We start from the raw sequence: 19,660 nt of genomic DNA on the forward strand, positions 1-19,660 counted from the left end.
CTGCTGAGCATGAAGTATACCCAGTACTTCCGGGCCATGCGGCAACGGTCCGACCGGGCCGGTATTGATCTGGCCTGGATAGAGCGGGCGGTGCAATATCCCATTAGAGAGACGCTCCAGCAAGATGGTCGTATCCGCCGCTGGGCTTCGATCCAGGAAGCCGGCGGCAAATATTTGCGGGTCGTTTTGTTGCCGGATGGCGAGACGATTCACAACGCCTTTTTCGATAGAGGGTTTACACCATGAAGATACAGTACTTCCAAGATACGGACACTTTATACATTGAGCTTCGGCCCGCTGATGTGGCCGAAACGAAAGATTTGGACGAAAACACGCTGCTGGATCTCGATAGCATGGGCCAGGTTTGCGGCATCACCATTGAGCACGCCAGCGAGCGGGCTGATATTCCCCATTTCTCTTTTGAACAAATTGCAGCCTAACTTTGATTTCGTGATCACAAGGTGAAGCATCGTAGTTGTAGGGTGGGCAAACTGTTTTTGTTTGCCCACGCGATTCAATCCCAAATTTGAAACTTGTGGGCAACAAGTTGCCCACCCTACTCGCCTTCCATTACGACTCGCCAGATGCCGTGCCGAGACTTGCCAAAAGCATCCCACAATTCCGCATAGGTTTTCCCCGCGATGGGATGCTTTAATTCACCGGCGATTTCAGCCAACGGACCCAGCACGAAGGCGCGCTTGAGTATATCGGGGCGCGGCAGGACCAGCCCTGATTCGTGGAGTCGCAGGTCGCCGTAGACCAGTAAATCGAGGTCGAGGGTGCGAGAGGAATAGCGCGGGCCGCTGCGCACCCGGCCGTGCCGGTCTTCGATATCCTGCAAGGCGCGAACCACGCTATGCACGTCTTGGTCGCTATCGAAACCCACCACCAGATTATAAAAATTATCGCCTTCGAAGCCGTAGGAATTGCTTTCGTAGATGGACGACACCGTCAAGCCGCCAAAGCGTTTGCGGAGGGCGGCCAAGCCGGAACGGATGTTATGTTCGCGCTCGATGTTGCTGCCGACGCTGACATAGACGCGGGTCACGATGGATTCCGGCCGCGTTCGATGATGACGCCTACGTCCACTGCGCCGCGTACCGCGCCTTTTTTGTTGACGCGCAGGCGCAGCCAACTGATGCCAAATTCATTCAGCACAATCTCCGCGACACGCTCGGCCAGCGTCTCCACCAGTTGAAATTGATTGGCGCCTACATACTCTATCAGGCGCTTGGCCACGGCCTTGTAATCCAGGGTGTCTGCAATCTTGTCGCTCGCCGCCGCCTTGCGGATGTCGGCGGCCATGTCGAGATCGAGAATGACGGCCTGCTTGACGCGCCGCTCCCACTCGAAGATACCGATGACCGTGTCAATTTTAAGATCGTGGAGGTAGATAATGTCCATAAAGACTTAAGGGCGCCTCTAAAAATTCGATCAAGCCGATGACGGCAAGGCGAAAACGGGCGAAAAAGCGCAGTTGACACGCAGTCAATGAGCATTTTGAGCCTGTTTTCAACGCCGCCAGCGCGGCTTTAGCGAATTTTTAGAGGCGCCCTTGACCGCGAGCCGCCTAACGGTTCCAATAGGGCCTATGATTGTACCTGCACTCACCTTGGTCTTGTTAATTTTTGGTTACCTGCTCGGCTCGCTGTCGAGCGCCATCATCGTGAGCCGCGTCATGGGCCTTCCCGACCCGCGTAAACAAGGTTCCGGCAATCCCGGCGCGACCAACATCTTGCGGCTGGCCGGCAAAGGCCCGGCGGCGATAGTCTTGTTGGGCGACATGATGAAGGGTTTAGTCCCGCTGCTCGTAGCCGGTTACTTTGAGTTGCCGCCTATGGCGCTGGCCGGTATTGCGCTGGCGCCCTTTTTAGGCCATCTCTATCCGGCCTTTTTTGATTTCCAGGGCGGCAAAGGCGTGGCGACCTTTCTCGGCGTGCTACTCGGTCTGTCGTGGATGGTAGGGACTTTGACGTTGCTCACATGGCTGGCCGTGGCGTTACTGTTTCGTCTCTCTTCGCTCGCCGCGCTCAGTGCAGCCTTGATGGCGCCGCTTTATCTGCACTGGTTTCATGCGCCTTTACCCTTACTGGTGGTCAGTATCATTATGAGCACGCTGCTGGTGCTGCGCCATCAAATCAATATTCAAAATCTGCTCAAAGGCGCTGAACCGAAGATCAATTTCCTGCGCAAAACTGAACCGGAGACAAAGCAATGAAAATTCAGCTCCTGCCGCTCTTTGAGAGGCTGATCGGCGCTGTAATCTCTGTGCTGCTGGTCTTCATCACCCTGGGGATTATCATCGGCGTCGCGCAGTTATTCCTGACACTGGGCGATCTGTTGGCCACCAAAGGGCTGGCTAGACAGTATCAACAGATTATTTCCGATGTGCTGACGCTGTTTATCCTGATCGAACTGTCTCGCACGCTGGTGGATTATTTTACCACCAATCGGCTGCGCATGACCTTTATCGTGGATGCGGTGATCGTATTTGTGCTGCGCGAGATCATGATCAAGCTCTTCGAGCACAAGATTACTCCTGAGGAGATCTATGCCTTGAGTGTCTTATTGCTCGTGCTGAGCATATTGCGCATCGGCTCGGTGGTGGTCTTTCAGCGCGAGAAAAAGATGATGGAAACCGGCCTCAGAAACCAAGGCTGACGAACGGCGCCGGCCGAATGAATTCGGCCCTACCTGCGCACCTTCAGAATGACCCCGCCCGGCTGCAGAGAGAGGGTCTCCAGCGTGCCGCCCAATTCGGCGATGTTGAGTCCGAGCTTGCGGTTCTCCGGGGCGCTGGGATCAAACACGATATGAGTAATGCCCTTGAGATAGATCAGCAGGGTCTCGCCGTCCTTGGCCGCCGGCGGTAGAGGCAAAACCTCGCACTTGCAGGCGATCATGGTGCGCGCCGGCCATTGACTTGCTACACGGAGGGATTTCTTATCGGCCTCTTCCATGATTAGCGTGTGGATGAGTTGATCGTGGGGCGATAGCAATCCCCGTTTTACTGCTTCGTAGTAATTTCTGTCTATCGTCATGAACCACGTGGCGACAATTACCAGCAGCGCGAACACACCGCCGCGCTTTCCTGCGTACCCCGGAGGCCCCAGGGACTCGTTGAGGGCGATCAGCTGCGGCAAGCCGTAATAGAGAATAACAACCAGCGTCAGCATCGCCCAGGCGTCATCGGCGGCAACGGCGCCGAACAGCAATGCCAGCACCAGCATGGCGCCCATAAAATCATCCATCAGTTTTCGGGCATTGAGGGCGATAACGAGAAGTGTCAGGCCGGCAACCAGTAACCCCGTAACCGTAACAGCGGCGCCCCCTTCTTGTCCGCCGCCCAACATCACGGCGGCCAGCGGCTCCAGCGGATTGCGCCACCACGACAGCCCGTGCCAGCCCGCCTGCAACAAAAGTGCAAACAACACGGCCAGTATCACCCCAATATACATGTGCCGCTGTTGACGTGTGTCCAGCGGATTTTTGTACCAATGCCCCAGCAATGCCGCGGGGTAGGCAAGCCCCGCAGGATGCAGGGTCACGGTAGTCGCGACCAGCAGCATCTGGGTAAAATAATTACCGCCGAGCGGGCGTGACGCTGCACGATAGCTGCGATCCAGCCACGCGCCCAGCCCGAACATCAAGAGCAGATACGGCCCGGCCGCCAGCGCATCGGCCTGAGCGAGCGTCAGCGGCGCGATCAGCAACAGGCCGGTGGCGACCAGCGCGGTCTCCTGGCTCAGGCTCCGCCTGCTCCACCGGTAGAGCAGCGCAGCGGCGGCGAACGTGGCGAGCAGGGTAAAGACCTTGGCCGCGATCAGACTGCCGGGCCAGTAGACGCCCAGCGGGATAAAGATCAGGGCGCGGAAATCCGGGACGCCGAAGATGACGATCGGATTGACAACATCCCCCGCGACAGACCAATTGAGCAACAAGGCGCGCGCCGCCCCTTCGTCGAGGCCGTACGGCGTGCTCCGCCCCAGCCACAGGGCGAGGGCGCCCCACAGCAAGAATACGGCCAGGCCCCAGTAGCGGGCAATGAAGCGTGATAAGGTATCCAAGGGCATTTAGGGGCTAGGGGCTAAAAAGTGAGGCGTAAGGGGTGAGGGGTGAGGCGTAAAGCAGCTTTCACCTCACTCCTCACGCCTAACTCCTCACAGTATTTAAGTATAGAGTAAACGAAGGTCTATGGCCATTTCCTTGCGGCCGGCCGGTGCCTGTGGCGAAACCAACCGCTATGCTGATGGTCACAGTAGCAGAGGCAACTATTTAAGGTGCTTGATTGAAACATATTTTATTGGTACTGACTATTGCGTGTTTCATATCCGTGGCGACCGCCCGCGAAGCGGGAACGCTGGATTTGCATCTCCCCGAGATCGGCAATAGCGCGGGGTCGGTGATTTCTCCCTTGCAGGAGAAGCGTCTCGGCGAGGCCTTTATGCGCGAGGTGCGCCAAACACTGACCATCAATGACGACCCGGAGATCGCTGACTATGTCCGCACCCTGGGCGAACGGCTGACCTCGAACAGCGACACCCAGGGGCGTGATTTCAGCTTCTTCGTCGTAGAGAGCCCTGAGATCAACGCCTTTGCCGGGCCGGGCGGCTATCTCGGCATCAACAGCGGGCTGATACTCAGTACCGAATCCGAAAGCGAGCTCGCCTCGGTGGTCGCGCATGAAATTGCGCACGTGACCCAACAGCATCTGGCGCGCAGTTTTGAAAAGGCCGACAGGCTGAGTATACCCGCAATGGCAGCCTTAGCGGCGGCGTTGATTATCGGCAGCCGCAGCGGCGAGGCCGGTCAGGCGGCGGTCGCGGCGGTGCAGGCGGGAGCGGCGCAGGCCCAGATCAATTTTACTCGCGGCAACGAAGAAGAGGCCGACCGGGTGGGTCTCCAGAGCCTGGCGCGCGCCGGTTACGATCCGCGCAGCATGCCGGTGTTTTTTGAGCGTCTGCAGCAAGCCATTCGCTTTGAAGGAAATCAGGCGCCGGAATTTCTGAGGACTCACCCGGTGACGACCTCGCGCATCGCCGACACCCGTAACCGCGCGGAGCAATATCCGTATCGCCAGATTCAGGATAGCCTGGAGTACCACCTCACTCGCGCCAAGCTGCGGGTGTTGAGCGAGGCCAATCCCAGGATTAGCGTCAAACGCTTTGCGGAGGCGCTCAAGCAGGGTCAGTACCGCAACGAGCAGGCCGAGCACTACGGTTATGCGCTGGCGCTGTTAAAGAGCGGAGAGACGACGGCGGCCCGCACCGAGGCGCAGCAGCTTATCTCCCGCGACAAGGAGAATTTCCACTACCTGGCCCTGCTGGCGCAGATCGAAATGGCGGACGGACAATCCGCAAAGGCCCTGGATCTCTATGGCCGGTCGCTGGAACTTTATCCCGGCAATCGGCCGCTTACCCTGTTGTATAGCCAGGCCTTGTTACAGGCGGGGCAGCCCGAGAAGGCGCGGCGACTACTGCAAGACCACCTGCGGCACCGTTCCGCGGAGCCGGCCGTTTACCAACTTCTGGCCCAGGCGGCCGGTCAGACAGGCCGGCAGGCCGAGGCCCATCAGGCCCAGGCGGAGTATTATTATTTGAACGGTCAAACCGACGCCGCCATTCAACAGCTTACCCGGGCCCTCGGCCTCAAGGACACGGACTTTTATCTCGCCTCGCAGATCGAGGCACGTCTCAAGGAACTCAAAGACGAGGCGGCGCTGGCAAGCAAAGAATAGTATAATGACAAATCTTTCCAGTTATTCAACGACCTGATTTCGGAGTATGCTTAGATGGACAAGCAACGCAGACGCTTTCTGAAAAGCAGTCTGGTCACCAGCCTGTTGGGCCTGGCCGCCGGTGCAGGGCTGTTCATCCCGCGCTGGGTGTGGGCCGCGTGGCCGAGCACAGCCTTCCAATCCAAGACCCTGTTCGGCGCCCTGGAGCCGCTGTTCGGCAGCGGCAGTGTCAACCTGACCCCTGCCGATGAGGACATCACCCTCACCGTCACCGATCTCGCCGAGAATGGCGCCGTGGTGCCGGTGACGGTATCGAGCCGCCTGCCCGACGTGGAATCCATTACCTTGCTGGTAGATAAAAATCCCAATAGCCTGGTGGCCCAGTTCAAGCTGGCGAAAAACACCCAGGCCTATATCAAGACCAATATCAAAATGGCCGAGACCTCCAAGGTCTACGCCGTGGTCAAATCAGGGGACAAACTTTACAGCACCAATAAAAAGGTCAAGGTCACCCTGGGCGGTTGCGGGAATTGAAGCCTGACAGCAAACCCCGGTTGAGAGAAAATTATGCCAGATAATAAGATTAAGATCCGCGCCACCCTCGAAGGGGAGGTTACCACGGTCAAGACCCAGATTATTCATCCTATGGATACGGGCCTGTTCAAAGATTCCAAGGGCGTGCCGATCCCGGCCTGGTTCATCCAGGAGGTCAAGGTGGAGCACAATGGTAACCCCATACTTGAAGCCGCGTGGGGCATCGCCATCTCCAAAAACCCTTATATGGCCTTCAACTTCACGGGCGGCAAGAAGGGCGATGCCCTCAAGTTGAGCTGGGTGGATAACAGGGGCGGCTCGGATTCAATTGAAACGACGATAACGTGAGGGGTGAGGAGTGAGGGGTGAGGAGAAATCTACTTTACGCTTTACTCCTTACTCCTCACACCTCACCCATAGCGCCTAACCCCTGCCGTACTATGCAAATCGGACCTTACAAACTTAATAACAATCTCGTGCTGGCGCCGATGGCGGGAGTCACCGACCGGCCGTTCCGCCAGCTTTGCAAGAATCTGGGCGCCGGGCTCGCGGTCTCCGAGATGGTGTCCTCGAATTCACTGCTGTGGGGCAGCGAGAAGACCCGGCGCCGCGCCAATCACGAGGGCGAAACCGAACCGCGCACGGTGCAGATCGCCGGCGCCGATCCCAAGCTCATGGCGCAAGCCGCGCAATACAACGTGGACAAGGGAGCGCAGATCATAGACATCAACATGGGCTGCCCCGCCAAAAAGGTGTGCAACGTCATGGCGGGCTCCGCCCTGCTGCAGGACGAACCTCTGGTCGGCCGCATCCTCGACGCCGTGGTCGCAGCCGTGCGGGCGCCCGTCACACTCAAGATCCGCACCGGCTGGGATAAAAATCATCGCAACGGTATCCTCATAGCGCGGATCGCCGAGCAGGCGGGCATTAAATCGCTGGCCGTGCACGGCCGCACTCGCGCCTGCGCCTATACCGGCGAAGCCGAATACGACACCATCGCCGCCATCAAGGCGGCGGTCAATCTCCCGGTCATCGCCAACGGCGACATCCGCACCCCGCAACAGGCGAAATACGTACTCGAGCACACCGGCGCCGACGGCGTTATGATAGGACGCGCCGCGCAGGGCAAGCCGTGGATCTTCCGCACCATCGGCCATTATCTTGCCACCGGAGAACTGTTACCCGAACCGGGTATCGAGGAGATCCGTGAGATCATGCTCGGCCACATCGCCAACCTCTACCAGTTTTACGGCGAACACACCGGCGTATTAATGGCGCGCAAGCATCTCTCCTGGTACAGCAAGGGTCAGATCGGCGGGGGCGCCTTCCGCCAGACTATCAATGCGGCGCAGACCGTAAACGACCAGTGGACGCTGACGCGGGACTTCTTCGACTCCCTGGCGGCGCGCGGTGAAGCCGAGCTGCCTGAGGAACTGGCGGCATGAGCAAACCGAAATCGCAAAACAAACCGCTGCGCGAATGCATCAAGGAAGCGCTTGAGCTGTACTTCGAGGACCTGGACGGACATAAACCCGACGATCTCTACCAGATGGTGTTGAGTGAAGTCGAACAGCCGCTGCTGGAAATACTGCTGCGCTATACGCGCGGCAACCAAAGCAAGGCGGCGGAGATCCTCGGCCTCAATCGCAGCACGCTGCGAAAAAAGCTGAGTCAATACGGATTGGACAAGTAAATAAGTGAGGCGTGAGGAGTGAGGAGAAAACTGCTTTACCTCTCACTCCTAACGCCTCACGCCTCACAGTCTTTTTCGCCTCACGCCTCACTCACATATGACCACCGCCCTCATCAGCGTCTCCGACAAAACCGGCATCGTCCCGTTCGCACAACGTCTGCAAGCGTTAGGTGTGCGTATTCTGTCCACCGGCGGCACCGCGAAGCTGCTTTCGGCCAACGGCGTCAAGGCGACCGAGGTCTCGGAGTACACCGGCTTTCCTGAGCTTATGGACGGCCGCCTCAAGACCCTGCACCCCAGGATCCATGGCGGGCTGCTGGGGAGGCGCGGCTTGGACGACGCTGCGATGGCCGAGTACGGTATCCCTGCCATAGACATTTTGGTGGTCAACCTGTATCCCTTCGAGCAGGTCACTGCGGCGGCGGACTGCGAACTCGGCAAGGCCATTGAGAACATTGATATCGGCGGCCCCGCCATGCTGCGCGGGGCCGCAAAAAATTATTCCGCGGTCACCGTGGTGGTTGACAGCGGCGATTACGATACCGTGCTCGCCGAGATGGAAAATCACGGCGGCGCGGTGAGCGGCGCGCTGCGCTACTCGCTCGCGGTCAAGGCCTTCGAACACTGCGCGCGTTACGACGGTGCGATTGCAAATTACCTGGGTACAATAAAGGAAAGCGCCGCAGCCGGGCGCGAGCCCTTCCCGCGCACCTACACCATGCAGTGGATGAAGTCGCAAACCCTGCGTTACGGTGAAAATCCGCATCAACGCGCCGCCTTTTACATCGAGCCCAATCCGCCCAGCGGCTGCATCGCCAGCGCCGATCAGATCCAGGGCAAGGAGCTGTCGTTTAACAACATCGCCGACGCCGACACCGCGCTGGAATGCGTCAAATCCTTTAACGAAGTCCCCGCCTGCGTGATCGTCAAGCACGCCAATCCCTGCGGCGTCGCGCTCGGCAAGACATTGCTGGAGGCCTATGAACGCGCCTACGCAACCGATCCCACGTCGGCCTTCGGCAGCATCATTGCCTTCAATCAGCCGCTGGACGCCGCCACCGCCCGCAGTATCATCGAGCGGCACTTTGTCGAAGTGCTAGTCGCCCCGAGCATCGAAGATGAGGCCCTACCGATACTCGCCGGCAAGAGTAACGTGCGCGTCTTGAGTTGCGGCCCCTGGGCCGCGGAGCCACGCGCGCAACTGGACTATAAACGCATCACCGGCGGATTGCTGATTCAGGAAAGCGACCTCGCCATGATTACCGCCAAGGATTTCAAGATCGTTACACGGCGTGCCCCGACGCCCGTCGAGATACAAGACATGCTGTTCGCCTGGAAGGTCGCCAAGTTCGTCAAATCCAACGCCATCGTGTACTGCAAAGACGCCATGACCATCGGCATCGGCGCAGGACAAATGAGCCGTGTCTACAGCGCCCGCATCGCCGCCATAAAGGCCGCCGACGCGGGCCTGGCGGTGGCGGGTTCCGTAGTCGCAAGCGACGCCTTCTTCCCGTTCCGCGATGGTGTGGACGCCGCCGCAGAGGCCGGCGTCACCGCCCTAATCCAGCCCGGCGGCTCGCTGCGCGACCCGGAAGTCATCGCCGCCGCCGACGAACACGGCATGGCGATGGTGTTTACGGGGATCAGGCATTTTAGGCATTAACTACTTCACGCAAAGGCGTAAAAATGTTTATAGAACTACATTCACCGCAGAGGATACAGAGGACGCATATTAAAACGATTTGATTCTCCTCCGCGTCCTCCGTGGTAAATCGTTCTTTTTATATTGATTTGCGACTTTGCGCCTTGGCGTGAGATTGATTATATGAAAATTCTCATCATCGGCTCCGGCGGCCGCGAACATGCGCTGGTCTGGAAGGCGGCGCAATCGCCAAATGTCACCAAGATCTTTGTCGCGCCCGGCAATGCGGGCACGGCGCGTGAACCGAAGACAGAGAACGTCGCCATCAAGGCTGAAGATATCGCGTCGCTGGTGGATTTTGCGCGGAAAAATCACATCATTCTCACTATCGTTGGGCCGGAGACGCCGCTGGCGCTGGGCGTGGCGGACGCCTTCAACGCCGCGGGGCTGCGCTGCTTCGGACCGACCCGTGCCGCTGCTCAACTCGAATCGTCCAAGGCCTTCTCCAAGGATTTTCTGGCGCGCCACCACATCCCCACTGCGGGCTATAGCGTGTTCACGGATGTCGAACCGGCCTTGGCTTACATTCGTAAACTGGGCGCGCCTCTGGTGATCAAGGCGGATGGTCTCGCCGCGGGCAAGGGCGTGGTGATTGCGGCTACCTTGGCCGAGGCCGATGCGGCGGTCACCGACATGCTGAGCGGCAACGTATTCGGCGCGGCAGGCAGGCGCGTGGTGATCGAGGAATTTCTGCAAGGCGAGGAGGCGAGTTTTATCGTCCTGGTGGACGGCGAACATATTCTGCCGCTCGCCACCACGCAGGATCATAAGGCGCGCGACGACGGCGACCGCGGCCCCAACACCGGCGGCATGGGGGCGTATTCGCCTGCGCCCGTCGTGACGTCCGCCGTGCATGCGCGCATTATGCGCGAGATCATCGTGCCTACGGTGTGCGGCATGGCCGCCGAAGGCAACCCCTATACCGGCTTTCTCTACGCGGGGGTGATGATCAGCCCGGAAGGGGCGCCGCGCGTGTTGGAGTTCAATTGCCGGTTGGGCGACCCGGAAACGCAGCCCATCATGATGCGTCTGCGCTCGGATTTGATCGAGTTATGTGAAGCCGCTTTGGACAAGCGCCTCGATAGGGTGCAAGCGGAGTGGGATACGCGCGCGGCGCTCGGCGTGGTGCTTGCCGCCGGTGGTTATCCGGGCCCGTATCGCACCGGTGATGTCATCCACGGCATGATTCAAACAGGAGATAGCGACCGGAAGATTTTTCATGCCGGCACCGCGCTGCGGGGCGACGATATTGTTACAGCGGGCGGCCGTGTCGCCTGTGTCTGCGCCTTGGGAGCCGACGTGAAAGAAGCGCAGCAGCGCGCCTATGAACGAGTTCGGAGTGTCGGCTGGGAGGGAATGTATTACCGCACCGACATCGGTTACCGTGCGGTGGCTAGGGAGGGTAAGGGGTGAGGGGATTGTCAGGCAGCTTCGCAGCCTGACCTACGCCTTTTTTACTACATTCACCGCAGAGGACGCAGAGGACGCATATTACTCATAAGTCAGTAATTAAGACTACACTTCATGCTACGTCTCCGCCCCCTATTGAGGGGGCGGGACAGGGTGGGGGTAGAGTAAACAGGGTTTTTACTCAGGAGTCACATTATAACGTTGTAGCCTTATTTTCTGACTCCGTTCAGGTATTTGCAGCGGCGTTGTTGGCGCTGCGGCGTTTGCGCGGGGCCTTGAACCACTTCTTTTTACAATCCAGCAGGCGTTGTTCGATGCCGTCGAGATCGGGAATGACTGCGGTTTCGCCATCCACCACCACGCGGCTCAATATCACCGAATCGGCCTCGGGTGTGTAGTCCATCGCCGCAATCCTGCTTTCATCAATGTTTGCGAGCTGCGGTATGCCCTGTACCAGCACGGCGAAAAAGTTGATATCGGGATTCCCCCCTAACGCATTGAGCACCACGATCTTGGCGCGCACTGGAACAGACGGTTTTGATTGCCCGCACATGACCTCAAACGAAAGCAGCGGAACATCTCTCTCACGCCAGCTCAATAGGCCGAGCAACCACTCCGGCCCCTCGGCGACGGGCGCCGGCTCGGAATAGTTGATCACCTCGGCGACGGCCGTGTTCGGCAGCACCAGGTGCCCGCCGCCGATCGGGATGATCTGACTGCGTATCGAGAGATGTGTATCAGCCATGGCGCGGCGCTTCAATAAAATCAGTTTTTCTTTTCAGTGGGTAGTTCATGCTTTTTCACTAGTTGTGCAAAATTTTTTATCGTATCCTCTGCGATGCAGTTTTCAAAGTTCTCTCGCCCTGGGCAGATAGACTACATCGGGCTGATCTACATGACTCAGTTGCTCAACCAATCTCTTCGCAAGCACCTCGGGCGTTCCGTTAAAGCTCACCAAGCCGGCTTTGCGCGCATGATCGGGCATACTGGAGATAAGACAGCTCTCCGCATCCTGCGCCCATACTACTCCGCCGTGTTCGACAATACTCTGCGCCCCCCTCAATCCGTCGTTGCCCATGCCGCTGAAGATGACGGCCCCGGCGTGACGGCCGAAGCGTTGTGCGACGTTGGTCATGATGGCGTCAATGGAAGGCCGGTAGAGCCGGTCGTCCTGGGTAAAGGGTTTGAGTTCAAGTTGCCCCTCGGCATTGATGACCAGATCCTCTTCGACCGGCGCCAGCACCACTTGATGATGACGCAGGCTGTGACCCGACTGAGCGGGTATCACTTGGAATGCGGCAGTGGAATCGAGTTGCTGCGCCAACAGCGTGGCAAAACCCGTCCCGATATGTTGCGCCAGCACAAATGCGATCGGCAGTTCAACGGGGATGGCGTTCAAAAAACTTTTCACCGCCTGCGGACCGCCGATCGAGGCGCCCAGCACCCATACCCGCAGAACCCCGGCATTCGATACCGGCATCTTCGGCGCAGCCGGTTTACCGATTGGACGTAGCGGTTCCGGCGCGGGCGTGAACTGCACCGGTTCCGGCACGGACGCCGGTTGTTCTGCGGGTGCTGTTGCGGCAGCCTCGTCTTTAATGGCCTTGGCTTGCCGATGATGCACAACTAAAGCCACCAGCTTCTGGGCGAGCCTGCGGCCCCAATCGCCGTGATGGGCGGCGGCGATGATATGGGTGGAGGCGCTGTCGTTAAACAGGACCGGCAGATCGAATCGCTCCAGCAACTGGTCGAGAAAATCCTGCTCCGACATACAGGGATGTATTAGTGTCGTGGGAGGCAGGACGCCGGGAGCGACCGCCTCGGTCTCGTCATCCAGGTCCAGCAGCAACACGTCCGCGCCCGTCCGGCTGAGCTTGCTCAGAAATTCTTCGCACGGTGGTTCGTTAATCACCACCTCAAGCCCGCCCTTTTCCACCAGGGATTGCAGGTTGGTGCGCTGGCGTTCCTGGGCGGAGGCGATGGCGACGCGCAGTTTTTTTCCAGAGGCGCCGCTCATGGCTAATGGAGTGTGGCGATCCGGCCGCCGACCAGGCTGTCAATGTTCTTCAACAACTCGCTTTCCTGGTAAGGCTTACCCATGTAGCTGTTCACGCCGATCTGCATGGCGCGCTCACGGTGCTTTTCACCGGTGCGGGAGGTAATCATGATGATGGGGATGTGCTTGAGCCGCGGTTCATTGCGGATCAGGGTGGCGAGTTCATAGCCGTCCATGCGCGGCATTTCGATGTCCAGCAACATGACGTCGGGGATGTGCTCTTGCAGCAAGGCTACCGCATCCACGCCGTCTTTGGCCGCCAGCACCTGGATATTATGGCGCTCCAGCAGCCGGGTGGTGACCTTGCGCACGGTGATGGAGTCATCCACCACCATCACCGTCATTATGCCCGTGGATGCGGGCGCCGCCGGCTCCGCGACGGCCTGCTCCGTGGTGCGCATCATGCCGAGGCGCACCAGGGCGGGAATATCCAGAATCAACACCACGCGGCCGTCGCCAAGTATGGTGGCGCCGGTGATGCCGCGCACCGTACTGATCTGCGGGCCGACCGACTTCACTACGATCTCGCGGCTGCCCATGATGGCCTCGACTTGCAACGTCACATAGTGATCGCCCGCGCGCATCATCAACATGGGTAATTTTCTGCGCGGGCCTGGCAGATAGGGGTGGGCGGTGCCCAGCAGCGTGCCCAGATGCATGAAGGTGTAACCCCGCCCGTCCATCCTGTAGGTCGCACCCGGCTGGGCGTGAAACTCTTCCAACTCTTCATGCGTGACGCGCGTAATGCGTTCGATGCTGGTGAGCGGAATAGCGAATACGTCCTCGCCGACATGCACCAGCAGCGCCTGGTTCACCGAAAGCGAGAGCGGCAAGCGCAGCGTGAAGGTGGCGCCCTGGCCCGGCTTGAAGCCGATATCGAGCGTCCCGCCCAGTTGCTTCACTTCGCTGTTCACCACATCCATGCCCACGCCGCGGCCGGAAATCTGGGTGATCTCCGAGACGGTGCTGAAGCCCGGCTCCAGGATAAACTGGATCACCTCGTTATCCGTCATATCGGCGCTCTTGCTCAGCAGGCTGCGTTCGTGCGCCTTCTTGCGGATGGCGGCGACGTTGAGGCCGGCGCCGTCGTCGCTGATTCGTATCGCTATATCCGTGCCTTGCCGCTCCACGCGCAAGGTGATCGTACCGGTTTCAGGCTTGCCGGCGGCGCGGCGCGCCTTGGCCGGCTCAACGCCGTGGTCAACCGCATTACGCAGCAGATGTTCCAGACTGGGCACAATCCTGTCCAGCACCGTTCTGTCCGTCTCGACCTCGGCGCCGAACACGCGCAACTCCACCAGTTTTCCCAAGTCGTGCGCGACCTGCCGGACGATGCGCCGCATGCGCGGCATGACCACGGCGAATTGCACCATGCGGGTGCTCATCAAACCCTGTTGCAGATCTGTATTGATGCGGGATTGCTGCAACAGCAGGGTCTCCGACTCGCGCGTCAGATTCTGGAGCTGACCTTCCACATTTTCTAGGTCGTTGACACCCTCGATCAAGCTGCGTGACAGTTGTTGTATGGAGGAAAAGCGATCGAACTCGAGCGGGTCGAACTCTTCGTCCTGGCGTCCTGTCTCGGCGTAGCGGAACAGGATTTGCGCCTCGGTTTCGATCTCGAGCTTGCGGAGTTGCGCGCGCAATCGCGCCACGACCTGATCCATTTCCGACAGGTTGTACTTGAATGAGCCGATCTGTTGTTCCAGACGCGAGCGCGAGATACTGATCTCGCCCGCGAAATTCACCATGTTGTCGAGCAGATCGGCGCGCACCCTGATCTGCTCATGCTGGATGCGCGACAGATGGCGATGCTCTTCCTCGGCAGGTTCGAACTCCTCCTGCTCTCCGACCGCTTCGGCCGGCGCTGCCCCCGGCGTCCTGCCTCCCGCGACATCAGTACGTCCCTGTACGTCATCGGGCTGCTCCGCCACAGGTTCGAGTTCGGCCGTCTTAACCGGCGCGGGGGCGGTCTCCGGCTGCTCGGGGAGCTGCCCTGGGGGATGGCCGTCAATCAGGCCCTGGATGTGGGCGATCAACTCGGGCGCCGGCGGGATCGGCAGGTTGGCGGCGGCGAGATCGAGCATCTGCAACAGCCTATCCTGGGTCTGCTGCATAAGCACCGGGAGTTGCGGCGAGACGGGCAGGTGGCCGTCCACGATCGCCGTGATGAGGGATTCCAGGCTATGACTGAGATCTCCCATCGCGGTGATAGCCGCCATGCGTGCGCCGCCCTTCAGGGTGTGTAATTGCCGTCGCAACTCCTCCATCAAATCCTCGTTGGACGGATCGGCGCTCCATTGTTGCAGAGTGATCTCGCAGGCCTCCAGTATCTCTTTGCCTTCTTCGAGAAATACCTCGACGACTTCACTGTCCTTTTCAGCCGCGGCGGACTCACTGAACCGGTTCATCACCGCCGGAGCAGGTCTCTCCTGCGACGTATAGGGAAGAGCGACAGCGAAGGGTTCTATTAGTGTCGCAGGAGGCAGGATGCCGGGAGCGCCTTCGATGGCGTTCAACTGATGCGCCAGCTCAACCTCATACAAGGCCGATATGTCGGCCATCAACGCCGTGTTGTTCGGCCAGGAAAACTTGGGATCCTTGAGCGCCGCGATGGTTTCTTTAGTGAAGGCAATGGTGCGGCGGAACAGGTCAATGATTTGCGGCGTGATGACGGTTTGGTTGGCGCTCAACGATTTGACATATTTTTCCAGCAGACCCGCAGGCGCGGCGATGTCTGGCACGCCCGCCATGCTGGCGCTGCCGTGCAGCGTATGCAGGGTGCGGCTCAATGCATCGGTGACGCGGCACTCGGTCGCTCCCGGCGTCCTGCCTCCCGCGACACTAGTAGTACCCTTCGCTGTCGCTCTTCCCTGTACGTCGGCATCCTGGGCGATGCACTGGTCAATGAATGTCTGAATCTTGTCGAGATGCCCGGCCGCCTCTTTACCGAAGATTTCAAGCAGCAATGTATCCATCTGCGGCTCTACTTCGCGCGCCGGTCTGACAATAACCTCCGGCGCGACCACCCCCTGGCTCAAGGTCACGCTGTCGCTGGGAAGCTGCACTATCGGCGACGGAGCGGCAGGCGCCTCTACAGGCTGCGGAGCAGGTCGCTCCCGGCTTCCTGCCTCCCGCGACATTAGTACGTCCGTGTACGTCACGAGACCGCCGGGCTGGCTCATCGCCCTGGCCTGATCCATCATGGCCTGGATGTCCAGGGCGGGCGGGGCGCCTCCCTTGAAATGCTCGACGAGCTGCGGCAATGCCGCCTGCGCCCGCTCGATCAGATCAATGACGGCCTGATGAGCCGGCACGGTATTGTCTATCACCCGGTTGAGCATGTTCTCGAAGGCCCACGCGAATTCACCGATGGCGGTGGCGCCTACCATACGCCCGCTGCCCTTCAAGGTGTGGAACGAACGCCGGATGACGGTCAAGGCCTCGTGATCCTCGGGATTCTTCTGCCAGACGGGGAAATGCGCGGCGATGGTGTCCATCTCCTCTCCCGCCTCCTCAAGAAAGATCTCGATGATCTCGTCGTCTATATCCGCGGGACGGGCGGCGGGTGTGGTGAGCGCTGACGGCGGGGCCGCCTCGGCCTGTTCCGAGGTATAGGGAAGAGCGGCAGCGAAGGGTTCTACTAGTGTCGCGGGAGGCAGGACGCCGGGAGCGACCGCAGGCGGCTCGGGTCCGGCGCCGGCCTCGGCCTGGATCCCGGCCGCCGGGGCCAATTCAATAGATTCCGGCGCAGGCGCGGAGACTTCATCCGCGACCAAGGCGTGCGTCTCTCCAAACAGGTCACTGGGCGCCAACGCCTCTGCTGCTGCGGGGGGCTGTTCGCCGGCATCGGTGAAGCTGAGCTGGCGCACGCTCTGCTGGGCCATATTAAGAATGGCCTCGCGATCGCTCCGCCCTTCGTCCAGCGCCTCCAGATAGTATTCGACACTGCTGATCACATCGGCCAGGTTATCCAACTGGTGCTGGCTGGGGATGATCTTGCGCTCGATCAGATCCTCGGTGATACGTTCCTTACAATCGGACAGGATCTCGGCGGAACGGGTCTCGGACACTACCTGCAAGGCGCCGATGATCTGGTTGAGCAGGGCCGGTACATGCACCAGCAGGTGATGCTGCATGGGCGTCACGATAAACGCCGTGATGGATTCCTTCACCCGCGAGAGATCGGCCTTGATCTCCTTGACGACCGTCGAGAAGAGCTGCCGGTATTCCGCGCTGCTGAGCAAATTTTCACTGTCGGCCGGCGCCGGACTTGCGCCGCTTTGCACGGCGAAGCGATCCTCCGCCGCGCGCGGTTCCTCTTTACCCAGGGCATCGAGAGAAGACTCTACATACAGCAAGGCGCCGGCCATCTCCATCAGCGCCGCCTCATCAACCGGTGCATCGCCTTGCACCATCTCCTTGAGTAGGTTGACCTGATTGAGAATCCGTTTGCGGGCGAGCCCCAGGCCCAGCATGCCGACGGTGTCGGCGATTTGCCGCAGCGGCTCTTCCAGCGACTGCAACTCACTGTTGACCGGCAACTCGCTGCGTACAAAGATATCCAGGGTATCCTTGACGCGGGACAGATCCTCGCGGATCACCGCCGAGACGGTGCGCAACAGTTCGAGATTGGGACCGGCCAGACTGGTGCGGGCCTGCTCGATCTCGTCTTCCCTGGGCAGCAGGGCGTCGAGATCGAAGGCGTATTTCAAGCCGAGCACCCGCGCGCCGGCCGAGGTGGCTTGGGCCACGTAATAGAGCATGTTCTTCAACAACTCGCGCGGCGGATGGGCGATCAGTTCCTCTTCGCCGCCGTCAATCAGACGCTTGACCTGACGATCCACCTGTCCCAGCAAGAGCTTCACGGAGACGCTCGGCTCCAGGCCGTTTTCCAGCAGAGCCTCGATCAGGCCGTGGGTCACCCACCATAGTTGCACCACCGCGCCCTGGCTGGACGCCTCATCCAGACGCTGGATGACCTTGTTCAATTCCTTGAGATGCTGCATGGCGGCCGGCGTGCGGTACCAGTGGACCAGACTGCGTTGATAGGCGCTGCGCTGCCGCCGCGCCACCGCGCGGATATCCGGCTGGCCCTGAACGACCAGCTCCAAGGCCGGGCGCGCTGGCGGCGCGATGCTGAGGTCGGGGGCGAACAGCGCGCCCTGCGAGAGCAGGTTCTGACCGCGCGCCGCGCGCAGGTCATTCAACAACGGCAGCAGCACCAGGGGCGTATCCTGCTGATGGCCGCTCTGCAGGCGCTCCAGGTAATTGGGCAGTTGCAGGATGGCGCGCATCAGGACTTCATAGGCGTCGTCGCGCTGCTGAATTTCTTCCCTGGCCAGGGCCTCCGCGAGGTGTTCCATCTCTTCGGCGAGCATGGCCGCGCCATACAGCTCGATCATCTGCAGGGTGCCGTGCACCTGGTGCAGATGGGTCACGCAAAAACGCATCTGCGCGCTGTCGTGTGGATTGAGCACAAAGGCCTCTAGGGCGTGCCGCGCCTCGGCGAGGCTCTGATCAATCTCGCCCTTGACCCATTTCAGGGTGCCGTAATCAATGAGCGCGGCGGGATTCATCAGACACACTCCTTGGAGAGCCCGTCGGCGGCCGTGCTGGAGACATGGCCATTCAGCGCCGGGAGACGCCGGTAGGCAAGGGTGTTTTCAGACGTGAGCCGCTCCATGCGCGGACTGGACCAATCCGTGACCTCGCCGGGACCGAGCACCAGCACCCCTCCCGGCCGCAGATACTTCATCAGAATATTAAGAATATCCAGCCGGCGGGAACGATTAAAATAGATCAGCACATTCTGGCAATAGATAATATCCATCTCGCCGAGGGCCGCATGCCGGTCTTCCACAATGTTCATCTGACTAAAGCAGACCCGTTTGCGCAGAGCCTCGCTCACCTGATATTGCTCCGGTTCTATGGGAATGAAGTAGCGCTGCACAATGGTGGGGTCCATGCCGATGAACTTGCGGCGGTTATAGACGCCGTGGCGAGCGGTGGTCAGGGCCGAACGGCTGATGTCGGTAGCGGTGACGCTGAGATAATACTGGACACCCAGCGAGGCGAGATGCTGATCTATGACGATGGCGAGCGAATAGGCCTCCTCGCCGGTGGCGCAGCCCATGCTCCAGGCGTTCACGGACAGCCTGTCCGCACCCTCCGCCGAGCGCGGCAGACAACGCTCCCGGATCAGGCGCAACGATTCGGGATGCCGGAAAAAGCGTGTCTCGTGGACGGTGAGCCTGTCCACCAGGGTCGCCCACTCGACCACCCGGCCCGGCGCCGACACGATCAGATCATAGTAACTCTGATAATCCGGGCAGCCGATTTCACGCATGCGCAGCCCGATGCTGGTAACGAGAAACGACTTACGCTCTACGGGTAAACTGGTTCCCGTGCGTTGCTCCAGCAGTTCCGCCCATTGGTAAAACTGCTTGTCGTCCATCTTCGGCAGGGTCATGGCTGGCCACAATCATTAGATACATTTTCCACCGATAGCACTCGCTCACTGGCAAC

18 protein-coding genes are annotated in these 19,660 nt (G+C 59.8%); 11 read left to right on the top strand and 7 right to left on the bottom strand.

Annotation, left to right across the window (positions count from 1 at the left end):
- Positions 1-9: 9 nt before the first annotated feature.
- Positions 10-246 (top strand): hypothetical protein, encoded by a 237-nt coding sequence (locus HY028_10185; GenBank protein ID MBI3345202.1) that lies wholly within the window; start codon positions 10-12, stop codon positions 244-246.
- Positions 243-440, top strand: a complete 198-nt coding sequence (locus tag HY028_10190) for a DUF2283 domain-containing protein (GenBank protein MBI3345203.1) — start codon at positions 243-245, stop codon at positions 438-440. Before HY028_10185 ends, HY028_10190 begins: the two co-directional genes overlap by 4 nt.
- Before the next feature lie 116 nt (positions 441-556).
- Here the strand turns inward: HY028_10190 and folK are convergent, their stop codons facing one another.
- Positions 557-1,048, bottom strand: a complete 492-nt coding sequence (folK, locus tag HY028_10195) for a 2-amino-4-hydroxy-6-hydroxymethyldihydropteridine diphosphokinase (GenBank protein ID MBI3345204.1) — start codon at positions 1,046-1,048, stop codon at positions 557-559.
- On the bottom strand, positions 1,045-1,404 hold the full coding sequence (folB, locus tag HY028_10200; protein ID MBI3345205.1) for a dihydroneopterin aldolase: 360 nt from the start codon (positions 1,402-1,404) through the stop codon (positions 1,045-1,047). Before folB ends, folK begins: the two co-directional genes overlap by 4 nt.
- A 187-nt stretch (positions 1,405-1,591) precedes the next feature.
- Here folB and plsY point away from each other — a divergent pair, with 187 nt between their 5' ends.
- The gene (gene plsY / locus HY028_10205) at positions 1,592-2,218 is read left to right on the top strand and encodes a glycerol-3-phosphate 1-O-acyltransferase PlsY (protein ID MBI3345206.1); all 627 of its coding nucleotides are present in this window, start codon (positions 1,592-1,594) and stop codon (positions 2,216-2,218) included.
- The gene (locus tag HY028_10210; GenBank protein MBI3345207.1) at positions 2,215-2,661 is read left to right on the top strand and encodes a phosphate-starvation-inducible PsiE family protein; all 447 of its coding nucleotides are present in this window, start codon (positions 2,215-2,217) and stop codon (positions 2,659-2,661) included. Before plsY ends, HY028_10210 begins: the two co-directional genes overlap by 4 nt.
- A gap of 29 nt (positions 2,662-2,690) precedes the next feature.
- Here HY028_10210 and HY028_10215 read toward each other — a convergent pair whose 3' ends face one another.
- Entirely contained in the window at positions 2,691-4,067 is a 1,377-nt protein-coding gene (locus tag HY028_10215; GenBank protein ID MBI3345208.1) for a hypothetical protein, read from the bottom strand.
- 266 nt (positions 4,068-4,333) lie between these two features.
- Here HY028_10215 and HY028_10220 point away from each other — a divergent pair, with 266 nt between their 5' ends.
- From HY028_10220 to purD, 7 genes are all read left to right on the top strand, one after another.
- Entirely contained in the window at positions 4,334-5,737 is a 1,404-nt protein-coding gene (locus HY028_10220) for a M48 family metallopeptidase (GenBank protein ID MBI3345209.1), read from the top strand.
- Between the two features lie 54 nt (positions 5,738-5,791).
- Positions 5,792-6,271 (top strand): thiosulfate oxidation carrier protein SoxY, encoded by a 480-nt coding sequence (soxY, locus tag HY028_10225; protein MBI3345210.1) that lies wholly within the window; start codon positions 5,792-5,794, stop codon positions 6,269-6,271.
- 33 nt (positions 6,272-6,304) lie between these two features.
- On the top strand, positions 6,305-6,619 hold the full coding sequence (soxZ, locus tag HY028_10230; protein MBI3345211.1) for a thiosulfate oxidation carrier complex protein SoxZ: 315 nt from the start codon (positions 6,305-6,307) through the stop codon (positions 6,617-6,619).
- A gap of 92 nt (positions 6,620-6,711) precedes the next feature.
- Complete coding sequence (dusB, locus tag HY028_10235; GenBank protein ID MBI3345212.1) at positions 6,712-7,716, top strand: tRNA dihydrouridine synthase DusB; 1,005 nt, start codon at positions 6,712-6,714, stop codon at positions 7,714-7,716.
- Positions 7,713-7,964: a DNA-binding transcriptional regulator Fis gene (fis, locus tag HY028_10240; protein ID MBI3345213.1), complete on the top strand. Its 252-nt coding sequence runs from the start codon at positions 7,713-7,715 to the stop codon at positions 7,962-7,964. Before dusB ends, fis begins: the two co-directional genes overlap by 4 nt.
- A gap of 97 nt (positions 7,965-8,061) precedes the next feature.
- Positions 8,062-9,627 carry a bifunctional phosphoribosylaminoimidazolecarboxamide formyltransferase/IMP cyclohydrolase gene (purH, locus tag HY028_10245; protein MBI3345214.1) on the top strand — a complete coding sequence of 522 codons (1,566 nt, stop codon included), beginning with the start codon at positions 8,062-8,064 and terminating at the stop codon, positions 9,625-9,627.
- A 162-nt stretch (positions 9,628-9,789) separates the two neighbouring features.
- Positions 9,790-11,079 carry a phosphoribosylamine--glycine ligase gene (gene purD / locus HY028_10250; protein MBI3345215.1) on the top strand — a complete coding sequence of 430 codons (1,290 nt, stop codon included), beginning with the start codon at positions 9,790-9,792 and terminating at the stop codon, positions 11,077-11,079.
- Between the two features lie 223 nt (positions 11,080-11,302).
- Here the strand turns inward: purD and HY028_10255 are convergent, their stop codons facing one another.
- The 4 genes from HY028_10255 to HY028_10270 form a co-directional block, all read right to left on the bottom strand.
- Positions 11,303-11,821, bottom strand: a complete 519-nt coding sequence (locus HY028_10255) for a chemotaxis protein CheW (GenBank protein ID MBI3345216.1) — start codon at positions 11,819-11,821, stop codon at positions 11,303-11,305.
- A gap of 102 nt (positions 11,822-11,923) precedes the next feature.
- Entirely contained in the window at positions 11,924-13,093 is a 1,170-nt protein-coding gene (locus tag HY028_10260; protein ID MBI3345217.1) for a hypothetical protein, read from the bottom strand.
- A 2-nt stretch (positions 13,094-13,095) separates the two neighbouring features.
- Positions 13,096-18,711, bottom strand: coding sequence for an Hpt domain-containing protein (locus HY028_10265; GenBank protein MBI3345218.1), 5,616 nt, complete (start codon positions 18,709-18,711; stop codon positions 13,096-13,098).
- A complete protein-coding gene (locus HY028_10270) occupies positions 18,711-19,604 on the bottom strand; it encodes a protein-glutamate O-methyltransferase CheR (GenBank protein ID MBI3345219.1) in 894 nt (297 codons plus the stop codon). Before HY028_10270 ends, HY028_10265 begins: the two co-directional genes overlap by 1 nt.
- Between the last annotated feature and the right edge of the window lie 56 nt (positions 19,605-19,660).

This window comes from Gammaproteobacteria bacterium (genome assembly GCA_016195665.1).
In the GTDB taxonomy this organism is placed as follows: domain Bacteria; phylum Pseudomonadota; class Gammaproteobacteria; order SURF-13; family SURF-13; genus JACPZD01.

What these genes read in the sequence shown, in the direction of transcription:
- soxZ (MBI3345211.1), top strand. Translation starts at nt 6,305, where the DNA reads ATGCCAGATAATAAGATTAAGATCCGCGCCACCCTCGAAGGGGAGGTT.
- HY028_10270 (MBI3345219.1), bottom strand. Translation starts at nt 19,604, where the DNA reads ATGACCCTGCCGAAGATGGACGACAAGCAGTTTTACCAATGGGCGGAA.
- HY028_10185 (MBI3345202.1), top strand. Translation starts at nt 10, where the DNA reads ATGAAGTATACCCAGTACTTCCGGGCCATGCGGCAACGGTCCGACCGG.
- folB (MBI3345205.1), bottom strand. Translation starts at nt 1,404, where the DNA reads ATGGACATTATCTACCTCCACGATCTTAAAATTGACACGGTCATCGGT.
- HY028_10210 (MBI3345207.1), top strand. Translation starts at nt 2,215, where the DNA reads ATGAAAATTCAGCTCCTGCCGCTCTTTGAGAGGCTGATCGGCGCTGTA.
- purH (MBI3345214.1), top strand. Translation starts at nt 8,062, where the DNA reads ATGACCACCGCCCTCATCAGCGTCTCCGACAAAACCGGCATCGTCCCG.
- dusB (MBI3345212.1), top strand. Translation starts at nt 6,712, where the DNA reads ATGCAAATCGGACCTTACAAACTTAATAACAATCTCGTGCTGGCGCCG.
- purD (MBI3345215.1), top strand. Translation starts at nt 9,790, where the DNA reads ATGAAAATTCTCATCATCGGCTCCGGCGGCCGCGAACATGCGCTGGTC.
- plsY (MBI3345206.1), top strand. Translation starts at nt 1,592, where the DNA reads ATGATTGTACCTGCACTCACCTTGGTCTTGTTAATTTTTGGTTACCTG.
- fis (MBI3345213.1), top strand. Translation starts at nt 7,713, where the DNA reads ATGAGCAAACCGAAATCGCAAAACAAACCGCTGCGCGAATGCATCAAG.
- HY028_10260 (MBI3345217.1), bottom strand. Translation starts at nt 13,093, where the DNA reads ATGAGCGGCGCCTCTGGAAAAAAACTGCGCGTCGCCATCGCCTCCGCC.
- HY028_10265 (MBI3345218.1), bottom strand. Translation starts at nt 18,711, where the DNA reads ATGAATCCCGCCGCGCTCATTGATTACGGCACCCTGAAATGGGTCAAG.
- soxY (MBI3345210.1), top strand. Translation starts at nt 5,792, where the DNA reads ATGGACAAGCAACGCAGACGCTTTCTGAAAAGCAGTCTGGTCACCAGC.
- HY028_10190 (MBI3345203.1), top strand. Translation starts at nt 243, where the DNA reads ATGAAGATACAGTACTTCCAAGATACGGACACTTTATACATTGAGCTT.
- HY028_10255 (MBI3345216.1), bottom strand. Translation starts at nt 11,821, where the DNA reads ATGGCTGATACACATCTCTCGATACGCAGTCAGATCATCCCGATCGGC.